Below are 26,675 nucleotides of genomic sequence, written 5' to 3'. Positions count from 1 at the left end.
GCGAGTCAAAGATAGAAGTAAATTTTTTCGTCTCTTTAAAGCCCCTCTTTTGATGATTTGGATTCCGCTTGCTGTTTGGACATAAAATTGGAGAGGGTGATCTTGACGCCTTCAGACAAGCTTGGTAAAGCCGCTTTCCCGAAAATCGAATGGATATAATAGAGATTGGCGGTTATCGACCCCGAAATAGAGACTCGTATGGATAGATTGTCTCAACCCCGAATCCTGATGGTAATTTCCCAGTTCCACCCTAACAAGGGCGGGGCGGAAAGGCAGATGCTTCGCCTGTCGGAGGCCCTCGTGAAAAAAGGGGTCCCCGTCATGATCGTGGCGGGGGCCTACCCGAACGAGGAGAGGGAGACCAGTATAGGCGACACAGTTATTCACAAAAACCGTATCTGGGGGATAAGAGATAAGAGGGGCAATTACCGCCTGGGGTCGTATACCTACATGTTAACCCTCCTTCTCTTTCTTATTATTCATCGAGAAGAGTACGACATCATCCACGCCCACATAGCGGGACACAACGCCGTCTTGTGCGCGCTGGCGGCGGCCCTGCTGAAGAAGGGATTTCTGATTAAGGTCGCCAATTCGGGCCGGGGCTCCGACCTGTCAGGGCTCGAGAAGACTCCCCTCTTCGGAAATATATTTCTGAATCAAGTCAAGCGGGCCGACAGGATAGTCGCCATCAACCCAAACATAAAGGACGAACTTTTGCAATATGGATTTGACCTGGACAAAATTGTCGAGATACCCAACGGGATTATGCCCGTCACGGTCGTAAAGGGAAAGAGAGACGAGATTCGAAGTTCTCTTAAGATCGCGCCGTCTTCGAGGGTGGTCGTTTTTACCGGCACGTTCAGCGAGCAGAAAAACATCAGGCTCCTCATCGAGTCGTGGGAGGCAGTGGTCTCGCAAGTAGACGACGCCCTTTTGATAATGCTCGGAGACGGTCCAGAATATGAATACGTAAAACGAGCCGCCCGGAATATAAAGGGTGTCCTGACGCCTGGCCGCGTCTCCAACGTATATGAATACCTCGCGGCTGCCGATATCTTCGTGCTGCCCTCAAGGTACGAGGGTATCTCGAACTCGCTCCTGGAGGCGATGTGCATGGGGCTGACGGCCGTGGTGTCCGACATCCCCGGAAACCTGAGGCTGATCGCGAAGGAGGGGGAAGAGCCGAAATATATATATGAGGAGGATTCGGTTAAAATATATTCATCCGGCATAGCCGTCTCAGAGGGAGACACTAAATCTCTAACGAGGGGTCTCATAAGGGCGATAAAGGACGTTAAATCCAGCGACAATATGGCAAAAAGGGGGAGAAGAAGGATCGAGAAAGACTTCAACCTCGACAATATAGCAGACCTCTATATCGACCAATACAATACTATTCTAGGCAGAATCAAACAAGATTAAGGGTTTATGTTGATCCAATATTTCATGCAATCCGCCTTGAACAAATAGAAAAAATTTCTCTTAATCTCATATATCATTAAACGGGGTTTGACTACAGCGAGGTTTTGTGATAGATTTATCCGAAAGACAACCCAAGATTTTGCGCCCGTAGCTCAGGGGATAGAGCACAGCGCTCCGGACGCTGGGGCCGCAGGTTCAAGTCCTGCCGGGCGCACCATAACTTTTCTATCACGGGGAAACAGGATGAAGGCAAAGGCATTTTCCAACAATCAGGAGATAAAGCTGAATCCGTTTATCGAAGAATATGTCGCCGAGGTCTTTGCGGCCGCCATAAGGCCTCTCAAAGGGGTCGATAATCCCAAGGTTATAGAATTTGTTGTAAAGGGGCGAAAAATCGACATAAAGGTCGACGACAAACAGGTCGAGTTTCATGGATTCGCAAAGGTTATCGTTACAGACACCCTCATCGCAACATTAAAACACCTGAAAGGCTTTTCCGAAGAGGATGAAAAGAAAATCGTCATTGAATCCTGATTAGATCGCTTTAAGCTATTCAAGAGCTCGAAACAGCAATAGGGAGCATCATATATATATCATGACTATTTCCCCCGCCTTGAAACAAATCCCGGTCAATACCAGACAGTCGAGTTTTGAAGATACCCCTTTCGAGGGGAACGCTCCTGTTGATATTCGTGCCGAAATGTGTTATTTTCTATAAGATTGGAACGTATAGGGACATTTCGTTGTAAGTTTTAGGTCGAGTGATCAAAGGGGTTGCCATTAGCCCCCTTTTTGTCAGCACTGATTGAAACGGGAACCAAGGAAAATGGTATCAAGAAGATCGGATAGAATAACTCCCTTTATAGTGATGGAGGTGCTGGAGAGGGCCCAAGAGCTTCAGAGGGAGGGGAGAGACATCATCCACCTGGAGGTCGGGGAGCCGGACTTCGACACCCCCGAAGTGATAAAAGAGGCGGCCATTGATGCCCTTAGGGAGGGAAAGACCCAGTACACCCACAGCATGGGGCTTTTCGAGCTTAGGGAGGCGGTATCCGAAGACTATAAAATGCGCTACGGTGTTAATGTCTCCCCGGATCAAGTCATTATAACTAACGGCACCTCCCCCGCCATGCTCCTCATCTTTTCCGCCCTACTGAATCCAGCCGACGAGGTGATCCTGTCCGACCCTTGCTACGCATGCTATCCAAACTTCCTTGAGTATGTCGACGGCCATCCAAAACCGGTCGATGTCCATCAGGAGGAGGGATTTCAGTTCGACCCAGACAGGGTAAAGGGAAAAATCACGAAAAAGGTCAAGGGGATTCTTATAAACTCCCCGTCAAATCCAACCGGAAACCTCCTCTCTCCCGAGAGGATGAAAAGTCTTTCGGAGCTCGGCCCCTACATAATCTCCGACGAGATTTACCACGGCCTCGTCTACGAGGAGACCGAGCACTCAATCCTCGAATTCACCGACCGCGCCTTCGTCATGAACGGCTTCTCCAAGAGGTACGCCATGACGGGCTGGCGTCTCGGCTACGTCATATCGCCCAGGGAATTTGTCCGCCCGATGCAGAAGATGCAGCAGAACTTCTTCATCTCCGCCAACAGCTTCGCCCAGTGGGCCGGGATAGCCGCCCTTAAGAAGGGGGGGGAAGAGGTCAAGAGGATGCGCTCCATTTACAATGAGAGGCGAAAGTTTATCGTAAAGAGGCTCAAGGAGCTCGGCTTCGGAATCACTGTAGACCCGGGAGGGGCCTTTTATGTCCTGGCAAACGCAAAGTCCTTCACCAAAAACTCCTACGAACTCGCCTTCGCCATCCTGGAGGGAGCGGGCGTCGGCGTCACCCCGGGGATAGACTTCGGGAAAAACGCCGAGGGATATATCAGGTTCTGCTACGCGAACTCGATGGAAAATATCAGAGAGGCGATGGACAGGATCGAGTCGTTCCTGAAGAGCTACGATCGGCTATAACCTTTCACAAATCAAGAGGGAAATACCTCCCCTTAAACCCGAGCGCTTTTTGACCGTATCCGTTCAGATAGTAGACCGCTATCCCGTTTACGATTCCCATCGCCACGGCGAAGATCAACGAAACGGGGAGGAACAGGAATATCTCCCGGTGTCTCGCAAAGAGCACCGCCGCGATGAGCATCTGGACGAGGCTGTTTACCCACGCCCCGGAGACGCTGATACCCACGATACCCAGCCCCCTCCCCTTGAGCACGTAGAGGAGGCCCGCCATGACGACAAGGGCCGAAAATCCGCCGCATAGGCCAAAGAAGAAGGTGGGGGAGAAGAGCCTTCCCACGATGAGGGAGCCGATCAGGGTCCTGACAAGAAAAATCAGGAGTGCCTCTCTGTAGCTAAAAAAAAGGAGGACAAAGAGAATTATGATGTGGGAAAAGCCGTACCGGAGCCAGGGGACGGGCGAAGGGATGAAGGACTCCAGGGCGTAGATTACAACTGAAAGCCCCGCAAGGAGCGATATCGTCACTATTTTTCTCTCCCTCTCCACCCTTTACCCTGACCTTTCAGTTCCGACTGATTTAAAGAACTCAAAGTGAATTTAACGCAAAGTTAATATGAGTATTTCAGCGAGATGAATCGCTTCTACATTAAAAAACCCGGTTCTCCTCCGAGTTTTTAAAGAGACTATTTTATCAAGACCTATATTACTGAGGCTACCTGGCCAAAGGCCCTCCCGCCACCTAGTTCGAAATCCCGTTCCCTCAATCATGAATATATTAAAAAAACATTCTACCCCTCGGCCCGGGCTCTCAATAATCGGATGAATCAGACTATTTACCTTGTGATAAAGTCTATTCCCCTCCCTTTGGCCGACTTCCCGTTGGCGCCGATAATCCGAACCGTAACGTCATTTGCCTCACATCTTAAAACCTCCCCCTCTTTTTTTATGCGGCCCGCCTCGATGCAGTTTTTGTCCACGCAGGGGGAGTCCACGAACCTCACCCCCTTCTCGTCGAATCTTATAACCGAATCTCCGATCTTGCCGGGAACTGTGATCTCCTTGTCGAGGCCGAGTCTCACAACCCTTCGCTCCTCGCCGGAGACCTCTATCGAGACGAACGTACCCCCCGAAAAGAAGTGCCTTATCGCCGGGTAGCTTAACGCAGAGACGACGATAAGGGCGACGATGAGAATCTTGTCCGCCCTGGTGAACAAAACCTAATCCAAGTACTCCATGATTTTACTAAGGCCCTCGGTTTTAAACAGTTTTCCCTTAGGCCCTACGATCAATGCCTCGACGGAATTTTCCCCGTCGCCAGTCTTTTCGGCAAAATCCTTAACGAGTCTGAGTCCCCTCTCGGGCCCGAGGACGAAGATCGCCGTTGCCAGGGCGTCTGCCAAGGCGGTGTTTTTGGCCACCACCGTTACGGATATCGAGGAGTCGGAAGGGTACCCGGTTTTCGGGTCAATGATATGGTGATACCTCTTTCCGTTTTCGATGAAATACCGCTCGTAATCCCCGGAGGTCACTACGGAGGCATCGTTGAGTCTCAAGACGGCGATGAGTCCTTTCGGATTCCTCGGGTCTTGAATCCCGATCCTCCAGGGGTCTCCCCCTTTTTTACCTCCTCCTTTGTATCCTATCACCGCTATGTCGCCGCCGGCGTTGACGACACCGCTCTTAATCCCCAGCTTCCGAAGAACCTCCGCCGCCTCGTCCACGGCATAACCCTTGGCTATACCTCCAAGGTCGAGCCTTGTTCCGGTCTTGCGAAAAGAAACCTCTTTTGTTCCCTTCTCGACTGCCACGTTTCTGTAGTCAACGAGCTTGAGCCTCTTTCTTATCTCATCTTCATCGGGAACCCTTCCCTTCCCATCGGAGCTGAAATCCCAGAGATCGATGATGGGGGCCACCGTGATGTCGAAGGCCCCGTCCGACCTCTCGGAAACGATCCTCGACAGGTCAAGCATCTCGATTATCTCATCCGAGACGGGAATTGGGCCCAGCTCCCCTTCTTTCGCCATGCGGTTCAACTTCGATATCTCGCTTTTGGCTGTATGCCTGTCGGCGATGGTCTCAATTTCTGCGATCTTCAGGAAGGCCGACTCAACGGCCTCATAGAGGATATCCCGCCTCTCTCCCGCCTCTCCCATCACCGTTATCTCAACGACGGTCCCCAGCATAAGGCGGGTATCGGTGACTGTTACGGTCCTCCTTTTGAAATACCATACCGAGAAGAGGACTGCAACAACGATAAAGGGAAGGATATATTTCAGGATGGATTTTAACTTCAATGAATCAACTCTCTTCCTCATCAGTGGATGTAAAGGCAAGCTTCCTGTATTCTCTCTCTTCTTTAAATCCTTTCTCGCTGATTCCCGACTTTTCTATTTTCGATTTGCAGTGCACGCACAATTGAGCGAAGGGCATAATCATCAGCCGCTCTTTCGGGATTTTTGCCTCACATTCCATGCATATCCCGTAGGTGCCGTCCTTGATCCTCTCCAGTGCCTCATCGATTTCCTCGATCTTATCCATATCCCGATCCGAAATAATGATGTTAAGCTCCCTGTCCCGCTCATCACTGGCAAGATCGTATATGTCCCCCACATCTCCCTTGGTCTTGATATCGCTCTCCGATTTTATTTTTTCTTTGATTTCCTTCAGAAGTTCATGTCTCATTTCTTTAAGGATTTCTTCAATCTCTTTTAGACTCTCTGTCATCTTCCTCTCCAAAAGCCGTCATCTTTAAGTTAAAAAAATGAAACTTCGTAGGCTAAAAAAAACAGTATCGGAAAATATATACTTATTTCCACCTTTGTCAAGACAAAAAAGAAGGAGAAAATGAGATTCATTCAACTATTTTTTTGACCACTTCGCCGAAAAGGTCGTAATGACCGGCACCGGTTATCAAAACATCCACCACATCCCCGGAAGACAGCCCAACGCCTCGAATTTTTATATTGCCGTCCACCTCAGGGGCCTGCCCGTAGAATCTGCCCCTGAAAACGGCGGGGTCTTCGCTTTCGTCCTCCCCTTTTTCACTAATCCCGTCAATTAGAGCGACGACCCTCTCCCCCACGAGCCTTTCGTTTTCCGCAAGCGAAATCCCCCTCTGAAGCTCCATTATCGCCCTGTACCTCTCTTCGATGACATCCTCGGGAAGGTGGCCGATCATATTGTTGGCCCGGGTTCCCTCCTCCCTTGAATAACGGAAGACTCCGAGATTCTGAAATTTCACGTCCCTTACAAAATTGTAAAGTTCCTTGAACTCCCCTTCCCCCTCCCCGGGATACCCGACGATAAGGCTTGTCCTCAGATAGATCTTCTCTATGCGGCTTCTTATCTCATCGATGAGCGTCAGGATACCTTTTTTCTCTATACCTCTCCCCATCGACTTCAGTATGGTATCGGAGCAGTGTTGAACAGGGACATCCATGTAGCTTACGATCCGCTCCTCTCTCGCAACGAGGTCTATAAGGTCGCTTGTAATATTTTTCGGGTGGAGATAGAGGAGGCGGATCCACGGGATATCCGTCCCGTCAAGGAGCGACCTCAAAAGCCCCGGAAGCCCGTAAAGACCATTCCCGTTAAGCAGGTCCAATCCATACGAGGCCAGGTCCTGGGCAACGAGGTTGAGCTCAAAGATCCCCCCTTCCCTGAGGCATCCCGCCTCGGCGACAATATCATCAACCGGGCGGCTCCTTAGCCCGCCCCGAACCAAGGGGATTACGCAATATGAACAGCGGTTGTTGCATCCTTCCGAGACCTTCAGGAATGCGTAATGACGGGGGGTTGAGGGTATCCTCTCCATCGTGTTGCTTTCCATCATGTTGATATCCCAATCCTCGGGGGAAGAGACCACGATCCTCTCCCTGCCCAGCCATTCGAGCAGCTCTGTGTGCTTGCCGACCCCGAGGATCAGATCCACCTCCGGAATCTCCTTTGCGAGCTCATTCGGATACCTCTGGGCGAGACAGCCCGACACGACGAGGGCCTTCCCATACCCCTTTTGGCTCCCCAGCTCAAGGATCGTATCGATCGACTCCTCGGTGGCGCCTTCGACGAAGGTGCAGGTGTGGACGATCATTATATCGGCCTCGGCCGGATCACCGACGGGACAATATCCCTCCCTCTTGAGGCGCCCGGCCATTACCTCGGCATCGATGATGTTCTTGTCGCACCCCAAGGCTATAAGAAAGTAACCCTTTGACAAGATTCCCCCACGCAAAGCGAAAAGACCCCGGAAAAGGGGCCTTGCATTAATAGAGTTATACAACAACGCGAGATGAAACGGGATTTATCTCCCGGACTCGATTCACTTCGGATTCAATCCGCAAAAACAAGGAGGGTCCCAAGTTCTCAATCGTCGTTTTCCAGTATTTTTACGTCTACCTTCGTCTCCGGAGGCCCTGAGTATTCGATCTTTTTCCTGATTATCTCGACTCCCGATGGAACCTGGAAGTTGAAAAATGAGTCACTAAGGCCCTGATTTATCTTAATATCCTCAAAGGCTATCCTGATGACACTTTTCGTAACGGAATATATGTTCATCTGCTTGATCAAGAACGTATCCTTGTCAATCACCAGGAGAATCCACTCGACGCCCGTGTCGGGCTCTTTCGGCACCAGCGCCATGAGGTACGAGTTCTTCGCCTCCTTCATTGTCGACTCCTTCATGGCCACCTCAAAATTTTCTGTCAATTTACCCTCTCCGAAGAGGAACGGGAGAAAAAACTCGTTTTCCAAGGCTTCACCACTGTCATAAATAATCACTTGCTTCTCGTTCGGCCTATAGTACCATAATGTCTTTCCGTTGGTTATTAAATCTTCACTAAAGGTATCGTCGGCTATAGAACCGATATGCTTCCTGAATTTCCCCGGCTTTTTAAAAAAAACCTCGCCATTTTGGATCGCCGGCGCTCCGAGAAATTTTGCCTCTGTCACTTGGTTGAACTTCGCCGAAAAGTCAATGATATCATCATAGTTTTTTTGAAGTTTGTTTACGATCGTCTCCAGTTTATCTTCCGCCGTAACCGTTGTAACGGCCAAAAAAAGAAAGGCCGCCGCAAGCATTAAAGTCGTTATCCTTTTCACTTTTTTCTATCTCCTTTTCAAATCTTGTTTATTAATACCTCCCGGGGTTTTACTCCATCGGAAGGTCCTATAATTCCATCCTCCTCCATCTTTTCTATGATCCTTGCGGCCCGATTGTAACCGATCCTCAAGTGCCTCTGTATCATGGAGATGGAGGCCTTTCTCGTCTCGGCCACCAGGGCCACGGCGTCGTCGTACTTTTCGTCATATCCGTCATCAAGCTCGAGATGGGTCTCGTCTCTCGCCTTCAAATCCACTTCCATGTAGGTCGGGCTTCCCTGTTCCTTGATGAACTCGACCACTCCGATTATCTCGTCTTCCGACACGTTTGCGCCGTGCACCCTTATTAGATTTGACGTTGTCGGGGGAAGAAACAGCATATCACCCATCCCCAAAAGGTGCTCCGCCCCCGATACATCGAGAATCGTCCTCGAATCGACCCTCGATGACACCTGAAACGAGATCCTCGCGGGGAAGTTCGCCTTTATCACCCCCGTTAACACATTCACCGAGGGGCGCTGGGTGGCCACGATCAGGTGAATCCCCGACGCCCGGGCCATATGGGCAAGCCTCGTTATCGACTCCTCCACCTCCCGGGTTGATGTCATCATGAGATCCGCAAGCTCGTCTATGATTAGGACGATAAGGGGTATCTTCCGATGGGGCTCTCGATCGCCTTCCATAGTATCCGTCGATACGGGCTTCATCTCGGCCACCTTTCTGTTATACCCGGTGATGTTCTTTACCCCCAGCTCCGCCATCACCCTGTATCTTTGCTCCATCTCTTCCACGGCCCACCTCAGGGCCACGGAAGCCTCCTTCGAGTCTGTGATCACGGGAAGGAGGAGGTGGGCGATCCCCCGATAGAGGGAGAGCTCCAGCATCTTCGGGTCGATCAGCAGAAACTTCACATCCTCGGGCGACGCCTTGTACAGGATGCTGAGAATAATCGAGTTTATGCAGACGCTCTTTCCGGAGCCGGTGGCGCCGGCGATCAGAAGGTGCGGCATCTTCATAAGATCGGCTGTTACCGGCGCACCGAAGATATCCTTGCCCAGGGCGAAGGTCAGTTTTGACTTTGAAGCGTCGAAATCATCGCAGCCTATTATCTCCCTCAAGGAGACCGTATCCCTGGTCGGGTTCGGTATCTCGAAGCCGACCACGGATTTCCCCGCTATGGGAGCTATTATCCTCACAGAGAGGGCCGACATCGCCATAGCTATGTCGTCCGCAAGGCCGGCGATCTTGTTTATCCGCTCTCCAGGGGCGGGCTCGAATTCAAACATCGTGACCACGGGGCCGGGCCTCACCTCCGTGACCTTACCCCTGACGGAAAAGTCAAGAAGCTTCTTTTCGAGTATCCTCGCCTTCATGATGAGGGACTTTTTGTCGGCCACGGAAGACTCGTTCTCGGGAAGCTTCAGGAGGTCGAGGGGCGGAAAGACATACTCCCCCGATCCCCGGCCGAAATCGAAGCGGGGCTGCCTCTCAGGAGAAATATCCCGCCTTACCCTCTCCAGTGGCCTTACCTCGACGATCTCCGGCGGGAGGGTGGCCCTCACCTCCCCCTTCAATTTCGGCGGGCTCTTTACACTTCCCTTTTTCTTTCCCCTTATTCTCGACATACAAATCACCCCATCGGCCAAGAGGGCAAATATCGTTTTCAATCCCTTGAAAAGTCGAGACGAAAATACCGATGCAAAAACCAGGGCCTCCCTTACGGTCTTGCCTAAGATCAGAATGGAAGAGAGGACAAGGACAAGTAGGGATAAGATCGCCGTTCCCGCAACGCTGATGTACTTCCACAAAAACGACGCGAGATATATCCCCAAAATCCCCCCGGCGTAGACCGTCCGGCCGTAGAGGATCTTATTCTGGCCGAAGACGGCTCCCAAAAGGACCATTATCGAAAAGAAAATGAAAAGGGAGTAAAGGGATCTTAGAAAGATATTCTTGATGCCGTCGCTAACCAGGAAGTGGAGCGAGAGAACAAATATATATAGGGTCAATAAATATGCCCCTATCCCTAAGAAAACCAGAAGAAAATCGGAAGCGTATGCCCCTATGATCCCCCCCCAGTTAGTGGTCAAAACCCCTGGGGCCACCCTGTTGTAGGACGGGTCTCCGTGATAGTAGGAGATCAGGCTTATCGCGAGGAATATCGAGACCGCAAGGAGAACAAAACCGTTTATCTCCCTTACCATCCTGTTCGATATAAGGTAAGACCCAGACGACTCCCCGTCTTCCCCCCTATTTTTCCTTTTTTTTGGTCCAGCCATTTCTAAGCAGCCCGGAAAGCCCGGCTCCCGCGAATTCCCATACCTTAAATATTATTCTATTTTCGAGTTGAAAAAGTCCTCTCGACCTTATATCAATTTCCAAATTTTCACTTATGAGATACTCCCATCTCCCCCTAAACTCCATAGAAATCTCCTTCCCCCTGACATATCTTCGCTAAATCTATATCATTGATTATTTTATTTCTTCCAAACTCTTAAGCTAGCAAAAAAGCCTTCCCACAACCTTTTCAAAGACATTATTTTTATAGTATTAAAAATCGTCCGCATTCGCTGAAACCTGTAAAATCAGCGGATCACCCATTTATGCAGACCAAGAGCACCCTCAAAACAAGAAATTGAGAAATACGAGGGTAACTCCCAGGATCATGAGATACAAAGAGAATATCCAAAGCTTCTTCACGACAACGGCATTTATGGTCAGCTTGATCGCCAACAAACCCACACCGGCCGCCAGCAAGACCCCGACTATATACGGGAAATTGATCGAATCGAGATTTTTCAGGTTCAGGATAAACGCCCCTAAAACTGCCGGTATCGAAAGGAGAAACGAGAAGCGGGCGGCGGTCTCCCTCTTCAGCCCCAGGATGAGCCCCAGGGCGATGGTGGAGCCGCTCCTTGAAATTCCGGGGATTATAGCTACGGCCTGGGCCAGACCTATGACAATCGCATCCACAACACCGATCCTCCTCTCCTCGACCTCTACCTTGCTCCTCTTTTCCGCAACCAGAAGCAGAGCCGCGGTTACCAAAAACATAAATGAAACCATCTTGATATTGGAAAAGAGCGCCTCGAAGAAGTCCATAAACGCAATTCCCACGATGCCGGCGGGAACGCTCCCCAGGATTATCATCCATCCGAGCTTTCTGTTTTCCCTCTTTTCTTCCGTCCCACCACCGAAAAACGAGGCGATAATCGCCTTGATGTCCTTAAAAAAGTATATCAGCAGCGAAACAAGGGTTCCCCCGTGGAGAAGGACGTCAAAGGGGAGTGGAGGGCCCGTGAAATCGGAGAGATAATGCTGCATCACGACAAGGTGTCCCGACGAGCTTACCGGCAGAAACTCCGTCAGGCCCTGGACTATTCCGAGGATAACGGCCACATAGCATGGTATGGCCGGCGAGGCGGGCAACACGGCCTTAGTAATATTGAAAATCGCGATAATTTCATTAATTGTCACTTCGATCGAAGTCGAAGCCAACAACATGGAACCTAACAATATCGAACCTCACTTTGAAACACATTGTACAATAAAAACAAAAACCTGTCAATTAGTTGAAACAGGTCTTTCATTTAACATATCTATTTTTTAAAAGGCCGTGCGGCCTTGAAAAAACAAATCCTTAAATCAGCGTTGGGCTCTCCCCGACCCGCTCATCACGGCCCTACTCGCTCAGCTCCAATATTGCTTTAACGATCTTATCATTCAGGTCATCGATATCGCTTTTTTTCTGATCCTTCCCCTTGATCTTTTTTACCTCTATCGGCTTTCCGAAGCTGAGTACTATGGGAGGCTTCCCTATCCTACCTCCCCACCTCGGCTGGTGCTGGTAGGCGTTCTTTATCCCCGCGGTTATTACAGGGACCCCCGTCGACAGGACAAAGCGAATCGTTCCCCTCCTCAAGGACTGGAGCTTGCCGTCCCAGGTCCTTTCTCCCTCCGGGTAGATTCCAACCATCCCGCCATACTCGATAATCCTGTAGGCGTTCCTCAACGCCCCGGGGTCAATATCGTACCTCCTGACCGGAAACGAGCGGGAGAGATAGAAGAATATCCTCTTGGCGGGCGACTCGAACTCGGTGCTCTTTCCCATGTAATATATCTTCCTCGGCACGTTGCACCCCAAAAGGAAGGAATCGACTATGGTAGTGTGATTAGACAATAAAATAATTGGGCCATTTTTGGGGATGTTCTCTGCCCCTTTAATCGTAACACTATATTTTAACTTCAGCCCCACCTTTACCAGCAACAATATTATTGCGTATATTACATCGAGTATCACTGCGTTCCCCCTAATATCTTTTATAAATTCCTATTCCTAAAAAGCTATCTTCGGCTGAAACTCCCTGATTTTCTTTACTCCGTAAAACTCCACCAGCTTGTCTCGTATTATATCCTCCCACTTCTTTCCGCTCTCCTCCAAGAACTCGAAAGAGAAGGCATGCCCTCGTTTGGTATTCACGATTACCATATGGGACTCTATGGTACACGACGAGAGCTCATCAAGGCCTATGGAGTGTTCCCCTTGCCCTATAAAAAGAAGCCTTCTGTTTGAGAGGTAGAGGTTTCCTTCGTCTATCTTCTTGAATTTATACAGCTTCGCCCTGATTCCCTTAAATCCCTTAAAGATTCCCGCCGGCACCTCCTGAAAAAGCTCCGCCCGCTTGCTCCTTGCAAAGAGCTTTTCTCCCTCAATCCTCGGGAATGAATCGTCCTTTATCTCCTTTAACTTTTTGCCCCTAATCGATTCGTACCATTCCGCCAAGGTTCTTGTCTTCTTTTTACCGCCCTTTTCGGACACGAGGTTGTATTTATCGTCAAAATAGTAATTCGCTCCGCATTTTGTACATGAAACAGCGTCTTGATCGTCAGTCATTATTGCGTCAAACTCACCGCATTCGGGGCAGGCATAGAAAAACTTTTCAAGCATATTATGCTCCATAATACTATAATGATACTTTTTATAAAGCTATTTTTTGATAAAGTCAAGGATATTTAAGAAAAAGACTAAGTAATTACACCTGCTAATGTCATTTACAGGAAGCGAAGCTACGAGGCAATTTTGTTATGTATAGACAATGGGCTTAAGGAGACAATGGGCTTAAGCCCATTGTCTTAAGTGCCCTATTGCCTCGGTCGACTTTATCATACTCGCAATGACGAGTAATTACTCAAAAAAAACCCCCGGCGGTTACCCGCCGAGGGTTTTTACTCTTAGATGTGGTTCTCAGAATTCCTTAAGAATTCCTTAGAACTCATACAGCAGCTGATTGGTGATGGACCAGATCTCTCCCCAGTCGCCACGGGTGCCGTCAGCCTTCTCGTAATCCCACGAGTCGCCCGTGAAGAGCACACCCGCGCTTAACGAATAGGTCAGGCCTTCCATGATCTCGTAGGAGAAACCGAAGTCAATTTCCCATCCGAGGTCGTCGTCTGCATTCCATGACTGGTATGTGTAGTTGCCGTATCTTGCCGCAGGATGCGGATATGCGGAGCCCTTGGCGCCAACTATAGCCGCCCTGGTTCCCAGCCAGTTCTGGCCCACATCCTCGGTCCACTTCGCCCATGTAACTGAAGCGTTAAGCGTCAGCTTCTCCACGGGGCAGATCTCAAAGTAGAGCTTTACAGCCGTGAGGTTCTCAATGCTGCATTGATCTCCTAATATTGTCCCGCCAGCGGTAGCTCTCCAAACAGAGTTTGTGCCGCCTTCACCAACAATAATCTTGTTAAATCCAAATTCATCCGCGCTGATGTAGTTCATGTTGACGTTGTCGTAAACAGCGTCGTTCCAGTAGTGGTGCTGTCCGCTACCCATTATGAAGGCCACGCCGACCCTGAGAAGGTCGTTGTAGTAGGAGACATCCGCGTAGACGTTCCAGCCGGATATAGAAGCGCTGTCAACAGCTACGGTAGCCGGGAGTGCAAGACCGGGGCCGAAGTGCCTTGTTGCGTGTCCAAATATCCAGCTGTTCTCTAACTTGATGTCGATCATATCGGCTATGGTTCCCGTGTAGGCAATACCCGCAAAGCCAATGTCAGCTCTATAATCGCCGGGACCTACGGCAATGGGGCTATTGGCGAGATTCCACGAACCGGCCCATGAGTTGGCCAAAGCGCCGCCAACGCCGCTTACGCCAGTGGCGTCATTGTCCTGAAGGTATCCGCCGAAAAGCTCGATCACGTGACTTTCTGCGGGCGTGATCTTAAGATTCATGGCGTAAAGGTTTGCATCCCAGTTGTACCAGACATTTGCGGTGCCCGCGGTTACCCTGTCCGCCACCTTGGCGTAAAGTACAGAAGCCGCAACAGGACCCCAGGCGTTAGCCCAGCGAAGTCCTGTGAGGCCGATGGTTCCGGTTCCGCCATCGCTGAAGGCGAGTCCGTAGCCGTAAGTCTCGGGGAACTTGCCAACGGTAAACGTCCCGATCTGGGGAAGCGTGAACTCGATGTAGGCCCAATCGATGAAGTTGCCTGCGCCGCTGTTGTTAATAAGCAGGTTTCTCTGCTGTCCCCAGGTATCCTCGACGATGTCGAACCTGATTACAGCCTTCAAGAACTCGCTTCTTGTGTGAGTGATCGTGAGGCGGAACCTCTGGTCGAACCAACCGTCATACTGGGCGTTATCGTGCCCAGGAAGAGCGGTTACATCCTCAAGCTTCTTGTCGAAGTTCCACTCGTTCCAAGCCCTTACCCGGTATTGACCGGAAAACGTGGTGTCTGTCGCAAAGGCCGAAAAGGCCGTAGCAACGAAGACGATCACGAGGGCCAGCGTCATTAACTTTTTCATTTATTTCCTCCAAAAATTAACCTAAAAAGGTAAAGTCACAAATTAACTTCAAACTTCTTAAGGTTTTTTTAGAACTCAAACGTAAGCGTATTTACCCAGCGGTAAATCTCGCCCCATTCTTCCCTCTCGCCGGTAACGGTATTCCTGTAGTCAAATGCATCTCCGGTGAAGAGGACGCCGAACTCTGAGTTAAGTGTCAATCCTTCCATGATTGTCCAGGTAACTCCGAAGTCGATCTCCCAACCGAGGTCATCGCTGACGCCGGCGGGGGTAATTGCACCACCTGTCGGGGTTGAATAATTCCCCATTGCATAGTTCATGGGGTGCCCGTAGAAGGCGTTCCAGTTGTCAACGAGATTTCCGTTCGTATCCGTGGCGTATCTGCCTACAGGCTCGCTGTACTTCGCCCAGATAAAGGCTCCGTGAACGTCGAGCTTATCGAAGGGGCATACCGACCAGTAGAGCTTAACGGAGGTGACGTTCTCTTCGGTGTTTCCAAGGCCTAGCGGATTGCCGGGGCCGTTCAGGAACTCCCTGCCGCCCGAGACGATGATGTTGCTCCAACGGAACTCGTCGATACCGGTGTTGTTCAAACCAAGGTGACTCTGAGTAAAGGGATGCCACCACTTCTCACCAGAGCCGTAAAGGAAGGCCGCCCCTATTGTAAACAGGTCGGTGTTATAGGAGACATCCACGTATGCGTTGACCGTATCTACTCCTATTTTCTCGGGAATTCTCTGGCCCGGAAGCAGAGTAGTGGCAGCAAGAAATGTTGGAGTTAATGTCGGTAGTGTCACAGGACAGACAACCGTACCGTTCGAAATACTATTCAGAAAGGCATTGTAGCCGTGTCCGTAACTGTTCAAGTGGGCGGAGCCGAAGATCCTGTCAAACTCACCCTTTACCTCAAGCTTTCCATCGAAGAACTTGAGATCGACATAGGTGCCGAGAATGTAGACGTTGACGCCGTACATCCCCATCGCGCCGATACCGAGGTTGTAGCCTACATTGTTGATGAAGGGATCCGGGAATGGAGCTCCAAGGTTTAACGCTAACGGATATGCCGTTGCAGGCATTGGAAGCAGTGGCATTCCATAAAAACGACCGGCACCATCGGTAAAGGTCGCTGTTGGTCCCGCGTATCCACCTATACCGGCTTCACCGGCAAACGTAGAGTCGGGGAATATGGGCTGGTTGGCAATACCCTTGGCCAAAAGCGCGGCGCCATTTGCTCTGGGGTCTAAGACCCACTGGAAGAGAATACCCGCCTTGATATTTTCCGAGATGTAATGGGCCGTAAGGACAAAGGTATCCGTGTCGATATTGTAATTGGTACTGCCCACGCCGCCAACTTCATCCAGTGTTGGCCTGCCCGGCCATGTCCTTATAGCGGTTCCCGCAGGTGCCACACCGCCAAGGGCGTTCAGGATAACAGGCTGAACTAAGTCGATATACTTGATGTACGACAGGGTACCTATAAAATTACCATCACCCACCGGCAATTGGATAGCATAGGTAAGTCCGTAGTTGTTCGTGCCGTCCTGATCGAACATATCGCCGCTTGACCAGAGACCATAGCCGAATCCTCTCCCGACGCTCGCCCCGGCAACGATCATGCCTACAGGCGTTATCGCCTCTATCCAGGCCTGGTCGATCCAGCCGTCTCCTACACCCGTTGAGTTATTCCAGCGGAGGTTTCTCTGCTGACCCCAGGTGTCGTCGACGAGACTCGCCACAACCACTGCCTTCAGAAACTCGCTCCGGGTGTGGGTAATCTTCAACTGAAAGCGCTGGTCGAAGTATCCCGTATAAAGGGCATCGTCATGACTTGGACCTAAACCAGCACCATCTTTCATCTGCTTATCCCAGTTATAGTCCATTACTGAACGAACCCTGTAAATACCGGAAAACGTTGTCTCTGCGGCAAAGGAGGGTAAGGCAATAGCAACCACAAGAGCTGTGGCGGCTATTAAAACCAAAAATTTCTTCATTAGTTACCTCCTAATGAAATTTTGTCCAAATTTACTTCCGGTTGAACAAAAAAACTCTAACAAAAAATGTTAAAGCTACAAACAAAAGTCAATCGAACGTAACGAACGATTGACCGCCTCTAAAAATCTTAATATCACCTCCTTTCTAATTAACACACCTACAATTAATTATGCTTAGGCTATCAGAAAATCGGGATATCTCACTAAAGCTAAAATAAGTAATGAGTCAAGCTATAAGAAACAAAATTTATCAAATCCCTGATAAATGCGAAAAACCGCTATTTTCCTGAAAGCCAAAGCGCATCTTTTATTATCCATTTTTTACCATTAAAATGGAAGCGATGTCAAGAAAAAAATTAAAAAAACCTAATTGATTTGTTTTAATAAATGGTTAAAAAATAGCGTGATCCAGCTCGGGAGACACGGGAAGGGCACGGGAAATCTATAATAATATCATTACTTTATATAGATTTCCGTGCTGTCGATCTGCCATTTCAAAAGAGAGGTTAGGATGAATGGTTGCGGAACAAGGATTATCAGCAACATTAGGAGCACCCCGAACGATTTAATGGCATAAATCGCCCATAAGGCGCTGATGATTCCGCTTTTCCCAAGAATATAGATCAAATTGCCCAAAATAGAGCCGGTCAGTATAAAAAACGCCTCGAGCGCGGCCAAAATATAGATCCTGCCCGCGCCCCCCTTAAATTCAAACTCGACGCTCTTTTCAAGGCCGATAATGTTGAAATACCTCGCAAACCAGGCAATAAGTCCCTTAAAGACGAATGGGAATACCAAAACGACCGAAGCAATAAACATACCTATTATGTACCAGAAGAGAGATCCTCCGGTGCCCGAAAAAGAGGGACGATACTCCTTCTTTCCGACCGTTACGATTGTCGATCTGGAAAACCACTTGACCGCCGCCACGATGATCCACGGCAACGGAATGAAAAGGAGGAGCGCAGAGAGTACGGCAAGAACCGAGTATCCAAGGAGGGAAAGTCCCCTGCCGTTAAAAGAGAGTCTTGCGACGTTTTCCTCCCCGACCCCCCCGAGGTTCACGCTGAGGTTCTTCGCTATGTACTTCCTCTTGCCGACCCAAAGCCATGGGATTGGAGCAAGGACCAAAAGACCCAAATCTGTCAGGAGGAACCCGACGAGGAATCCCTTCACGCCGGACACCGATCTCGACAGACCGAGAGAGAGGAATACAACCGCAACAATTATAAGTATAAGAGACGGTATCCAATATTTAAGGAGGGCCAGGCCGCTTCCCGCAAAAGAGACGTCTATCTTCTTACCCTCAACATCGATGCCGAGGTTTTTGAAAAACCAATTTCTCAGAGAAACCGTAACAAACGGGACGGGAATGAAGAGGAGTATGCCCGTAAGGGGAAAGAGGACAAAATAGAGGAACATCTGAAATCCGCTGCCGCGAAACTTCATCGTGCCCTGAGGCTCCCCCGTTTTGTCCTTAGCCTTAGTCTTCTTTTCGTCCCCCTTTTTCTCTTCCCCCTCTTTTCCCTCCTCCTTTACAGCCGCCTTGGTGAGTTCATCTGAAACTGCCACGGTAAAATCCTCCAATTACTAAATTGAGCACGTATAACTGCCCTTATTAATTCCCGAGCCGATCTCTACCCATTCGGCCCCCCACCCCCCTGATCTCCTTTAGCTCCATTAACCGATAGGGACTGTATTATATCACAACTTTTTGACCAAAATTCAAGATCATATCAGTTTAAAACGGACTTTCCCTGTTTCCCATTATTAAGGGATGGAATGTCTATTTATTCCGCTTCTCCTTGATAACCGCCTGGGCCGCGGCGAGCCTCGCTATGGGAACCCTGTACGGGGAGCAACTTACGTAATTGAGGCCGACCTTGTGACAGAACATAACGCTTGTGGGCTCTCCCCCGTGCTCGCCGCAGATGCCGACCTTGAGGTCTTTACGGGTGGACCTTCCCTTTACCACCGCCATCTCGACAAGCTCCCCAACACCCCTCTGGTCGAGGGCGACGAAGGGATCGACGGCAAGGATTCCCAACTTCACGTATTCCGGCAGGAACGAGCCGGCGTCGTCCCGGGAGAGACCGAAGGTCGTCTGCGTGAGGTCGTTGGTGCCGAAGGAGAAGAACTGTGCAACTTTCGCGATCTCGTCCGCGGTCAGGCATGCCCTGGGAAGCTCGATCATCGTCCCGACGAGGTAGTCCACCTTGATCCCCTCCTCCTCAAAGACCTTCTCGGCGGCTTTAATGACAACCTCCCGCTGCAGCTCCAGTTCCTTGACGATCCCGACAAGGGGTATCATGATCTCCGGGTGTACGTCGACGCCTTCCTTCTTCACCACGCACGCCGCCCTTATGATCGCCGTGGCCTGCATCTCCGATATCTCGGGATAAATTACCCCGAGGCGGCATCCCCTGTGTCCGAGCATCGGGTTGAACTCGTGGAGCTCCTCCACCTTCTCCTTTATACTCTCAGGCTTCACCCCCATCTTCTTTGAAAGCTCTTTGATCTCGTTGTCTGTGTGGGGAAGAAACTCGTGGAGGGGTGGGTCGAGAAGCCTGATCGTAACCGGACGCTCCTTCATGACCCTGAATATCCCCTCGAAGTCCCCCTGCTGCATCGGTTCGATCTTCTTCAGCGCCTTTCTCCTCGCCTCACCGTCGTCGGCCAGAATCATCTCCCTTACCGCATCTATTCTGTCCCCCTCGAAGAACATGTGCTCCGTTCTGCAGAGACCGATTCCTTCCGCCCCAAAGTCGACGGCCACCTGGGAGTCGTTGGGGGTGTCGGCGTTGGTGCGCACCTTGAGCCTCCTTATCCCGTCGACCCAGCCCATGAGGGTCCCGAAGTCCCCGGAAAGCGCCGCCTTAACCAGGGGCATCTCGCCCGCCATCACCTCGCCGGTGCTTCCGTCAAGCGTAATAAAGTCCCCCCTCTTGATCGTTCTGTTTCCCACGGTGAGCGTCTGCTTCTCGTAGCTTACCCTGATGTCGCCGGCGCCTGCGACGCAGGGTTTTCCCATCCCTCTCGCCACGACCGCCGCGTGGGAGGTCATCCCCCCCCGGGCCGTCAGGATTCCCTGGGCGGCGTTCATGCCGTGGATGTCCTCTGGCGAGGTCTCGATCCTCACCAGGATCACCTTCTCTCCGACCTTCGCCTCCTTCTCGGCGTCGTTGGCGGTAAAGACGACCTTTCCCACCGCCGCTCCGGGGGAGGCGGGAAGCCCTTTGGCGATCACATCCCTGTCAGCCTTCGGGTCTATCATCGGGTGGAGTAGCTGGTCGACCTGGTCCGGGTCGAGGCGAAGCACCGCCTCCTCCTTTCCTATCAGCCCCTCTTTCACCATCTCCACGGCTATCCTCACGGCCGCCTGGGCCGTCCTCTTTCCGGTCCTCGTCTGAAGCATCCAGAGCTTTTCGTTCTGAATCGTAAACTCGATATCCTGCATCTCCTTGTAGTGTTTTTCGAGCTTCTTGTATATCCCGACCAGCTCGCCGTACTGCTTCGGCATCTCCTCCTCGAGGGAGGTCATCGACTCTTCCCTCTTCTTCGCCCTGTTTATCGGCTGGGGCGTCCTGATTCCGGCCACCACGTCCTCCCCCTGGGCGTTCTTCAGGTACTCGCCGTAGAAGACGTTCTCGCCCGTCGAGGGGTCCCTCGTAAAGGCGACTCCGGTGGCGCAGTCATCACCCATGTTTCCGAAGACCATCGCCTGGACGTTGACCGCCGTTCCCCAGTGGGCGGGGATCTTGTTGAGATTACGGTATGTTATGGCCCTGGGATTGTTCCACGATCCAAAGACCGCTCCTATCGCCCCCCAGAGCTGATTCATCGGGTCCTGGGGAAAATCGACTCCCAGCCTCTCCTTTATGGCCCTGACGAAGCGATCCGCCAGGTCCTTAAGATCCTCCGCAGTGAGGTCGAGATCCAGCTCTATCCCCAGCTCCTTCTTCTTCTTCTCGATTATCACCTCGAAGGGGTCTTCCTCGTCCTCGCTCTCCGGCTTTAGCCCCATCACTACGTCGCCGTACATCTGGACAAGGCGCCTGTAGGAGTCGTAGGCGAAGCGCTCGTTTCCGCTCTTCTTTATCAGGCCCTTCAGGGTCTCCTCGTTCAGCCCCAGGTTGAGGACGGTGTCCATCATACCGGGCATGGAGGCGGGCGCGCCGCTCCTGACCGAGAAGAGGAGGGGATTTTCCGGGTCGCCGAACTTCGCCCCCATCGCCTTCTCGACCCTGGCGATGTTCTCCTTTACCTCCTTCTCGAGCTTCGCCGGGTATTTGCGGTCGTTCTCGTAGTAGTAGCTGCAGACCTCCGTAGAGATGGTAAACCCGGCGGGAACCGGGACCTTGATGTTTGTCATCTCGGCCAGGTTGGCCCCCTTCCCCCCCAGGAGGATCTTCATCGAGGCATCCCCCTCCGCCTTCCCCTCGCCGAAGAAGTAGACGTATTTGTCAGCCATATCTATATCTCCTTGACAAAATATTCTAAATCTTTATTAATCATTTCTGTCTCATCCCTGTTACGGTCCTAGCCGCTGCTTTTACAAGATTTCCCCCTGAAGCCATGAAAACCGTTTTTACGCGCCGTCAATCACTTCTCCTGCTCGATCTTCTGAAAATCGCAGATATTCATAAACAACCATTTTATCCTGCCCAGAATCGAGAGGCGGTTTTGGCGGACATCAGGGTTTTCGTCCATCACCATTACATCGTCGAAGAATTTGTCTATCGGCCCCTTGAGCTCCAAAAGCTTCCCCACCGCCTCATTGTATTTCTCTTCCACGATCAACGCCCCGACGCCCTTTTCCACCTCCTCCAATCTCTTTAAGAGCTCCCGCTCCGCACTCTCGGCGAGAAGCTTCTCGTCCACATCACCGGCTCCCTCTTCCGCGTCCTTTCCCTTTATGATATTCCCCACCCTTTTTATTGAGGTCGCCAAATCGCTGAATTCAGGGCGTTTTTTCCACACCATTATCGCCTCCGCCCTTTTCTTTACCAAAACGAGGTCGTCGATAGAAACCGTCAATACGGCGTCGACAACGTCCTGGGGGAAACCTGTGTCGGCGAGGAGGACGGCGAGCCTCCCCCGAAAGAAATCGGCAACATCGGCCTTCAGCTCATCCCTGCCCCTCGTCGCCTTCCCCTCGAGAATCTCAATCGACCTGTCTATGAAATCCACAAGCGAGAGCCTGATCCCCTTTCCCAGAATGATATTAATAATCGCTATTACGCTCCGCCTCAGGGCGTAGGGATCGGCGGTCCCGGTGGGGGTCATCCCCACCCCGAAAAATCCGCAGATCGTGTCCATCTTGTCGGAAAGCGACACGATTGTCCCGATCTCGCCCTTCGGGATGTCATCCCTCGCGCCCACAGGCATATAATGCTCGTAAATAGCCTCGGCGATCTCCGGGGCTATCCCGTCCCTCAGGGCGTACTCCCTCCCTATCTTCCCCTGAAGCGACGGGAACTCCTGGACCATCCCTGTGTCGAGGTCGGCCTTCGCCAGATAGGCCGCCTCCATCACCGCCTCCTTTTTTTCGGGGAGGATTTTATCGGCGAGCCAGCCGGAGAGCTCCCGAAATCGCATCACCTTCTCGTAGGAGGTGCCGAGCTTGGAGTGAAAAACCACCCCCTTGAGGTCCTCGACCCTGTTTTTTAACGGGACCTTCGTATCCTCCTCGAAATAGAACTTTGCGTCCTCGAGCCTCGCCACCAGGACCCTCTCGTTTCCCCTGGAGACCACCCCGTTGTCCTTCGCCTTTGTGTTGCTCACCGTGACGAAATGGGGGAGGAGTTTTCCGCCTTTGTCGACCACGCCGAAATAGCGCTGGTGGGATCGCATCGAGGTCACCAGCACATCCACCGGCAGCTTCAGGTACTCCTTCGGGAACGACCCCCCCACGGCTACCGGAAACTCGGTAAGGTAAACCACCTCGTCGACCAGCTCCGGATTGGGAAGTGGCGCCCCCCCGAAAGCCTTCGCGACATCGCCAACTCCTTCCTCGATGATCTTTTTCCTCTCCTCCGGGTCGCAGACTACGAACGCCTTTTCCAGCTTCTTGAGATAATCCACGAAATCCTTTACGGCGATCTCCCCAGGCGCCATGAACCGGTGCCCCCTCGTTTTGTCGCCGCTCTTCACGTTTCCGAAGGATACCGGGACGACCGCGCCGTCGAAAAGGGCCAATATCCAGTGGACCGGCCTCCCGAACCTGACGTCGAGGTTCATCCACCTCATGCTCTTCTTGAAGGGGATCTCACCGATCAGCCTCTCTATCATTTCGGGCAGAAGCTCCACGGTCGGCCTTCCAGCATCCTCGATTACCGCCGCGAGATACTCCCCCTTATCCGTCTCTATCCTCACAAGGTCTTCGACCTTGACGCCCTGCCCCTTTGCGAATCCCTCCGCCATCTTGTTCGGCTTACCATTCTCGTCAAAGGCCTTGGAAGCCGGCGGCCCGATCTTTTCCGTCCTCCGGGGGCTCTGGGATTTATCGAGTCCCACAGCCGTAACGGTAAGGCGCCTGGGAGTCCCGATGGTTCTTATCTTTCCCGAGATGCCGATTCTGTACTGGGAGAGGAGATCGGTCAATATCCGCTCCATCGCCTCAAGGGCGACCGGCACGAATCCCGCCGGTATCTCCTCGGTTCCAATCTCTATTAGAAGTTCGCCACTCAACTTGTCGTTCCTTATGTTTCTTATTTATTTCAAGTACTTACCGGATCAACACCCATTCCCTTATCACAAATACCGTCGACCTCAACCCCCCTCCCCTACCACTTCAGTCCGGCCCACCTGCCCATCATCGGGTAGCCCATCTCCTCCCTTACAGCGAGGTAGCCCAGGGCACACCCCCTGGCCAGGTCGCGGACCCTCCCTATGAACCTCACCCTCTCCGCCACGCTGATGGCGCCCCGGGCGTCCAGCAGGTTGAAGAGGTGGGAGCACTTCAGGCAGTAGTCGTAGGCGGGAAAGACGAGTCCCCTTTCTATCATCCTCGCCGATTCCGCCTCGCACATGTCGAACATCTTAAAGAGCATCTCCTGGTTGGATTCCTCGAAGTTGTACCTGGAGTTCTCCACCTCCCCCCGGTGGTGGACGTCGCCGTAGGTCACGCCGTGGGCCCACTGAAGGTCGTAGACGCTGTCTACCCCCTGGATGTACATGGCGATCCTCTCGATCCCGTAGGTAAGCTCGACGGAGACCGGGTTGAGGTCGACCCCCCCGGCCTGCTGGAAGTAGGTGAACTGGGTGATCTCCATCCCGTCGAGCCACACCTCCCAGCCGAGGCCCCAGGCCCCGAGGGTGGGGGACTCCCAGTCGTCCTCGACGAACCTGATGTCGTGGGCTAAGGGATCGATGCCGAAGCTTTTCAAGCTTTCGAGGTATATCTCCTGCACGTCCATTGGGGAGGGTTTTAAGATCACCTGGTACTGGTAGTAGTGGGCGAGCCTGTTCGGATTTTCGCCGTAGCGGCCGTCGGTGGGTCGCCTGGAGGGCTCCACGTAAGCCACGTTCCACGGCTCCGGCCCCAAGACCCTCAGGAAGGTCGCCGGGTTCATGGTGCCCGCCCCCACCTCAATGTCGTAGGGCTGCTGGATGATGCAACCCCTGTCCCCCCAGAAACGCTCCAGGGCGAGGATGAGCCCCTGAAAAGTAAGGGCCGAGTCTTTTGCCATTGATGTCTTCTCCACGGGAAAACCCGCCTTGACAAAAACGCGAGCTCCCCCAAAGTAAGGTTAAATTTAATTAATTATCATCAATGGGAGATAATGTCAAGAAAATTTAGGGAGGGTGGGAAAAAGTCCAAAAAAAGAGCCGGTCTGTTACTGCCGGCTCTATAAAAGTCTACTATTATTGGTCGGTTTTTCACTTTGCTCTCATCTTCCTATCATCCGCCCGGTGCTGTTCCTGTGCTCGCGTATCATCCTTAAGCAGAGTTTATTGTATATATCGTCGAACGTCATGGCCTTTTTCTCGATAACGTCGATAAGCTTGTTGAGGAGGCTTTTGATCTCGGCAATGTCGCTTTTAACGGAGCGCTTCGAGTCCCTGATCTCGATGCCGAGGTCTTCGTTGGTGACGGCGGCCTGCTGCTCTTTTCCCGCCTGCTCCACCCCTTTCTCCTCGTTCTGCTTGTTGACAATCATGGTCGAGATGTTGTTTGCGCTTTCATCGGTGAGGGAGACGGTGAGGATTTTCCCTTCGCCCGCTTGAGAAGCGAAGGCGCTCATGATGTTGTTGAAGCCGTTCCTTATCTCCTCCATTATATTGACCTCATCGGCGGGAAGGGATGCGGGCTGGAATTCTCCCTCGATCTTTGACGTATCCGCCGGAGTCTTGCCCTCCTCCTCCGGTTGTTTTGGTTTCAGTTCCTCGATGAGACCCTTCATCTCTTCCAAGGTATCATTGATTTTTTCAATATCCTCCTTTATGGCACTGATGTCGTCTTGTTTATCTTGAACCTCTGTTGACGGCTGAAAATCTGTTTTGAAGTCCTCCAGCCTTTTAAGGGTTTCTGCGTTAAAGGGCGATACTACCTCTACTTCAAGATCTTCTTCAGAAGCTTTATGACCAACCTTTGATTCATCCTTTTCTGATTTCTTGCTATCCTTATAAATAGTCAGAGGCGGATCTTCGGGGGTTCTTAAACCTTGACTTTAATAGTACAAATCCATAGTACGCATGTACGTATCCATTGCTAGAAGCCCTGCATCCTTAATACGGGAATTAACTTCCGTATCCCATTCTTTGTTGATATCCTCTTTCTTCACAAAACCTGGGGCTTTTTCCATGTATGTTTTCAGAATATCTATCCCCTCGAGAATTCGATCTTGCTTCAAATCGACTGTGGAAGTAAGATATTCCCATATCCACTCAACAATCATTAGTATAATTGCGGCGGGAATTGTTGAGCTTCCACCCCCTTTTAATGCTGAACTTGGGATTAAAACCTGTGTGCGCTTACCGTATTGAAGAACGACTCTAGCTCCTGGAACCTGTACATACTCAGCTATTTCAGTCATTTTTACATCCTCCTTGGATTTTACGGAATTTGGTTGATTCAATAGAAATCAACCAGACATTAACTATTAATCCAATTATTTCAGAATATAGGAGGATATATAAAAAATATTAACATTTGTAGCGATTTACAAAATAAAAAAAGTGGGAATAGATACCCACCTTGATAAATTAACTTAAGTATTTATCAGCTATTCTTTTGCAATCAACTTATCGCACGCTTTTTCTTCTCCATAAGTACACGCTTTTTTAAAGTCAGCAGCGGCCTCTTCCTCTTTCCCCAAGCCTTCATAGGCAAGGCCTCTCCAGTAGTATGAAGTGGACCCAATATGGTAGACAGTGAAACGGGGG

At 51.2% G+C, this 26,675-nt stretch carries 23 protein-coding genes and 1 tRNA gene; 4 read left to right on the top strand and 20 right to left on the bottom strand.

The window, feature by feature from the left end; translation table 11 throughout:
- The first annotated feature begins 198 nt into the window (after positions 1 to 198).
- The 4 genes from JW984_14810 to JW984_14795 all read left to right on the top strand — a co-directional run bounded on the left by JW984_14810 (position 199) and on the right by JW984_14795 (position 3,397).
- The gene (locus JW984_14810) at positions 199 to 1,422 is read left to right on the top strand and encodes a glycosyltransferase family 4 protein (GenBank protein ID MBN1574465.1); all 1,224 of its coding nucleotides are present in this window, start codon (positions 199 to 201) and stop codon (positions 1,420 to 1,422) included.
- Positions 1,423 to 1,563: 141 nt separating this feature from the next.
- Positions 1,564 to 1,639: transfer RNA gene (locus JW984_14805), tRNA-Arg, on the top strand.
- Between the two features lie 26 nt (positions 1,640 to 1,665).
- Positions 1,666 to 1,956, top strand: a complete 291-nt coding sequence (locus tag JW984_14800) for a hypothetical protein (GenBank protein ID MBN1574464.1) — start codon at positions 1,666 to 1,668, stop codon at positions 1,954 to 1,956.
- A gap of 292 nt (positions 1,957 to 2,248) precedes the next feature.
- Entirely contained in the window at positions 2,249 to 3,397 is a 1,149-nt protein-coding gene (locus JW984_14795; GenBank protein ID MBN1574463.1) for a pyridoxal phosphate-dependent aminotransferase, read from the top strand.
- A gap of 4 nt (positions 3,398 to 3,401) precedes the next feature.
- On the opposite strand, the gene JW984_14790 is transcribed toward JW984_14795, so the two are convergent.
- The 20 genes from JW984_14790 to JW984_14695 form a co-directional block, all read right to left on the bottom strand.
- Positions 3,402 to 3,941, bottom strand: coding sequence for a Gx transporter family protein (locus tag JW984_14790; GenBank protein MBN1574462.1), 540 nt, complete (start codon positions 3,939 to 3,941; stop codon positions 3,402 to 3,404).
- Positions 3,942 to 4,228: 287 nt separating this feature from the next.
- The gene (locus JW984_14785; GenBank protein MBN1574461.1) at positions 4,229 to 4,609 is read right to left on the bottom strand and encodes a NusG domain II-containing protein; all 381 of its coding nucleotides are present in this window, start codon (positions 4,607 to 4,609) and stop codon (positions 4,229 to 4,231) included.
- 3 nt (positions 4,610 to 4,612) lie between these two features.
- Entirely contained in the window at positions 4,613 to 5,689 is a 1,077-nt protein-coding gene (locus tag JW984_14780; GenBank protein ID MBN1574460.1) for an FAD:protein FMN transferase, read from the bottom strand.
- A 4-nt stretch (positions 5,690 to 5,693) separates the two neighbouring features.
- On the bottom strand, positions 5,694 to 6,119 hold the full coding sequence (locus JW984_14775) for a TraR/DksA family transcriptional regulator (protein ID MBN1574459.1): 426 nt from the start codon (positions 6,117 to 6,119) through the stop codon (positions 5,694 to 5,696).
- Positions 6,120 to 6,246: 127 nt separating this feature from the next.
- Positions 6,247 to 7,611 carry a 30S ribosomal protein S12 methylthiotransferase RimO gene (rimO, locus tag JW984_14770; protein ID MBN1574458.1) on the bottom strand — a complete coding sequence of 455 codons (1,365 nt, stop codon included), beginning with the start codon at positions 7,609 to 7,611 and terminating at the stop codon, positions 6,247 to 6,249.
- A gap of 146 nt (positions 7,612 to 7,757) precedes the next feature.
- Positions 7,758 to 8,492: an outer membrane lipoprotein carrier protein LolA gene (locus JW984_14765; protein ID MBN1574457.1), complete on the bottom strand. Its 735-nt coding sequence runs from the start codon at positions 8,490 to 8,492 to the stop codon at positions 7,758 to 7,760.
- A gap of 17 nt (positions 8,493 to 8,509) precedes the next feature.
- Positions 8,510 to 10,771 (bottom strand): DNA translocase FtsK 4TM domain-containing protein, encoded by a 2,262-nt coding sequence (locus JW984_14760; protein ID MBN1574456.1) that lies wholly within the window; start codon positions 10,769 to 10,771, stop codon positions 8,510 to 8,512.
- Entirely contained in the window at positions 10,743 to 10,916 is a 174-nt protein-coding gene (locus JW984_14755; GenBank protein ID MBN1574455.1) for a hypothetical protein, read from the bottom strand. The genes JW984_14760 and JW984_14755 overlap by 29 nt, the downstream gene beginning before the upstream one ends.
- Positions 10,917 to 11,114: 198 nt before the next feature.
- The gene (locus JW984_14750) at positions 11,115 to 11,969 is read right to left on the bottom strand and encodes an undecaprenyl-diphosphate phosphatase (protein ID MBN1574454.1); all 855 of its coding nucleotides are present in this window, start codon (positions 11,967 to 11,969) and stop codon (positions 11,115 to 11,117) included.
- 205 nt (positions 11,970 to 12,174) lie between these two features.
- Entirely contained in the window at positions 12,175 to 12,792 is a 618-nt protein-coding gene (locus JW984_14745) for a 1-acyl-sn-glycerol-3-phosphate acyltransferase (GenBank protein MBN1574453.1), read from the bottom strand.
- Between the two features lie 36 nt (positions 12,793 to 12,828).
- Positions 12,829 to 13,440, bottom strand: coding sequence for a hypothetical protein (locus tag JW984_14740; GenBank protein MBN1574452.1), 612 nt, complete (start codon positions 13,438 to 13,440; stop codon positions 12,829 to 12,831).
- Positions 13,441 to 13,758: 318 nt separating this feature from the next.
- A complete protein-coding gene (locus JW984_14735) occupies positions 13,759 to 15,297 on the bottom strand; it encodes a hypothetical protein (GenBank protein MBN1574451.1) in 1,539 nt (512 codons plus the stop codon).
- Positions 15,298 to 15,365: 68 nt separating this feature from the next.
- On the bottom strand, positions 15,366 to 17,288 hold the full coding sequence (locus tag JW984_14730) for a hypothetical protein (protein ID MBN1574450.1): 1,923 nt from the start codon (positions 17,286 to 17,288) through the stop codon (positions 15,366 to 15,368).
- Between the two features lie 456 nt (positions 17,289 to 17,744).
- Positions 17,745 to 18,860: a hypothetical protein gene (locus JW984_14725; GenBank protein ID MBN1574449.1), complete on the bottom strand. Its 1,116-nt coding sequence runs from the start codon at positions 18,858 to 18,860 to the stop codon at positions 17,745 to 17,747.
- Between the two features lie 214 nt (positions 18,861 to 19,074).
- Positions 19,075 to 21,759 (bottom strand): pyruvate, phosphate dikinase, encoded by a 2,685-nt coding sequence (locus JW984_14720; GenBank protein ID MBN1574448.1) that lies wholly within the window; start codon positions 21,757 to 21,759, stop codon positions 19,075 to 19,077.
- A gap of 131 nt (positions 21,760 to 21,890) precedes the next feature.
- Positions 21,891 to 23,978, bottom strand: coding sequence for a glycine--tRNA ligase subunit beta (locus JW984_14715; protein MBN1574447.1), 2,088 nt, complete (start codon positions 23,976 to 23,978; stop codon positions 21,891 to 21,893).
- Between the two features lie 95 nt (positions 23,979 to 24,073).
- Complete coding sequence (gene glyQ, locus JW984_14710) at positions 24,074 to 24,979, bottom strand: glycine--tRNA ligase subunit alpha (protein MBN1574446.1); 906 nt, start codon at positions 24,977 to 24,979, stop codon at positions 24,074 to 24,076.
- A 201-nt stretch (positions 24,980 to 25,180) separates the two neighbouring features.
- Complete coding sequence (locus JW984_14705; GenBank protein MBN1574445.1) at positions 25,181 to 25,693, bottom strand: hypothetical protein; 513 nt, start codon at positions 25,691 to 25,693, stop codon at positions 25,181 to 25,183.
- A gap of 267 nt (positions 25,694 to 25,960) precedes the next feature.
- Positions 25,961 to 26,326, bottom strand: coding sequence for a hypothetical protein (locus JW984_14700; GenBank protein ID MBN1574444.1), 366 nt, complete (start codon positions 26,324 to 26,326; stop codon positions 25,961 to 25,963).
- Positions 26,327 to 26,515: 189 nt separating this feature from the next.
- Entirely contained in the window at positions 26,516 to 26,653 is a 138-nt protein-coding gene (locus tag JW984_14695; GenBank protein MBN1574443.1) for a hypothetical protein, read from the bottom strand.
- Positions 26,654 to 26,675: the final 22 nt, after the last annotated feature.

The organism is Candidatus Zymogenus saltonus, assembly GCA_016929395.1.
Taxonomy (GTDB): domain Bacteria; phylum Desulfobacterota; class Zymogenia; order Zymogenales; family Zymogenaceae; genus Zymogenus; species Zymogenus saltonus.
Note: the sequence above shows the minus strand (reverse complement) of the source record. Positions and strands in the feature narration are given on the sequence as shown.

Coding starts and splice junctions, on each gene's coding strand:
- JW984_14810 (MBN1574465.1), top strand. CDS start 199: ATGGATAGATTGTCTCAACCCCGAATCCTGATGGTAATTTCCCAGTTC.
- JW984_14720 (MBN1574448.1), bottom strand. CDS start 21,759: ATGGCTGACAAATACGTCTACTTCTTCGGCGAGGGGAAGGCGGAGGGG.
- JW984_14735 (MBN1574451.1), bottom strand. CDS start 15,297: ATGAAAAAGTTAATGACGCTGGCCCTCGTGATCGTCTTCGTTGCTACG.
- JW984_14740 (MBN1574452.1), bottom strand. CDS start 13,440: ATGCTTGAAAAGTTTTTCTATGCCTGCCCCGAATGCGGTGAGTTTGAC.
- JW984_14800 (MBN1574464.1), top strand. CDS start 1,666: ATGAAGGCAAAGGCATTTTCCAACAATCAGGAGATAAAGCTGAATCCG.
- JW984_14760 (MBN1574456.1), bottom strand. CDS start 10,771: ATGGCTGGACCAAAAAAAAGGAAAAATAGGGGGGAAGACGGGGAGTCG.
- JW984_14730 (MBN1574450.1), bottom strand. CDS start 17,288: ATGAAGAAATTTTTGGTTTTAATAGCCGCCACAGCTCTTGTGGTTGCT.
- JW984_14705 (MBN1574445.1), bottom strand. CDS start 25,693: ATGAAGGGTCTCATCGAGGAACTGAAACCAAAACAACCGGAGGAGGAG.
- JW984_14700 (MBN1574444.1), bottom strand. CDS start 26,326: ATGACTGAAATAGCTGAGTATGTACAGGTTCCAGGAGCTAGAGTCGTT.
- JW984_14775 (MBN1574459.1), bottom strand. CDS start 6,119: ATGACAGAGAGTCTAAAAGAGATTGAAGAAATCCTTAAAGAAATGAGA.
- JW984_14795 (MBN1574463.1), top strand. CDS start 2,249: ATGGTATCAAGAAGATCGGATAGAATAACTCCCTTTATAGTGATGGAG.
- JW984_14755 (MBN1574455.1), bottom strand. CDS start 10,916: ATGGAGTTTAGGGGGAGATGGGAGTATCTCATAAGTGAAAATTTGGAA.
- glyQ (MBN1574446.1), bottom strand. CDS start 24,979: ATGGCAAAAGACTCGGCCCTTACTTTTCAGGGGCTCATCCTCGCCCTG.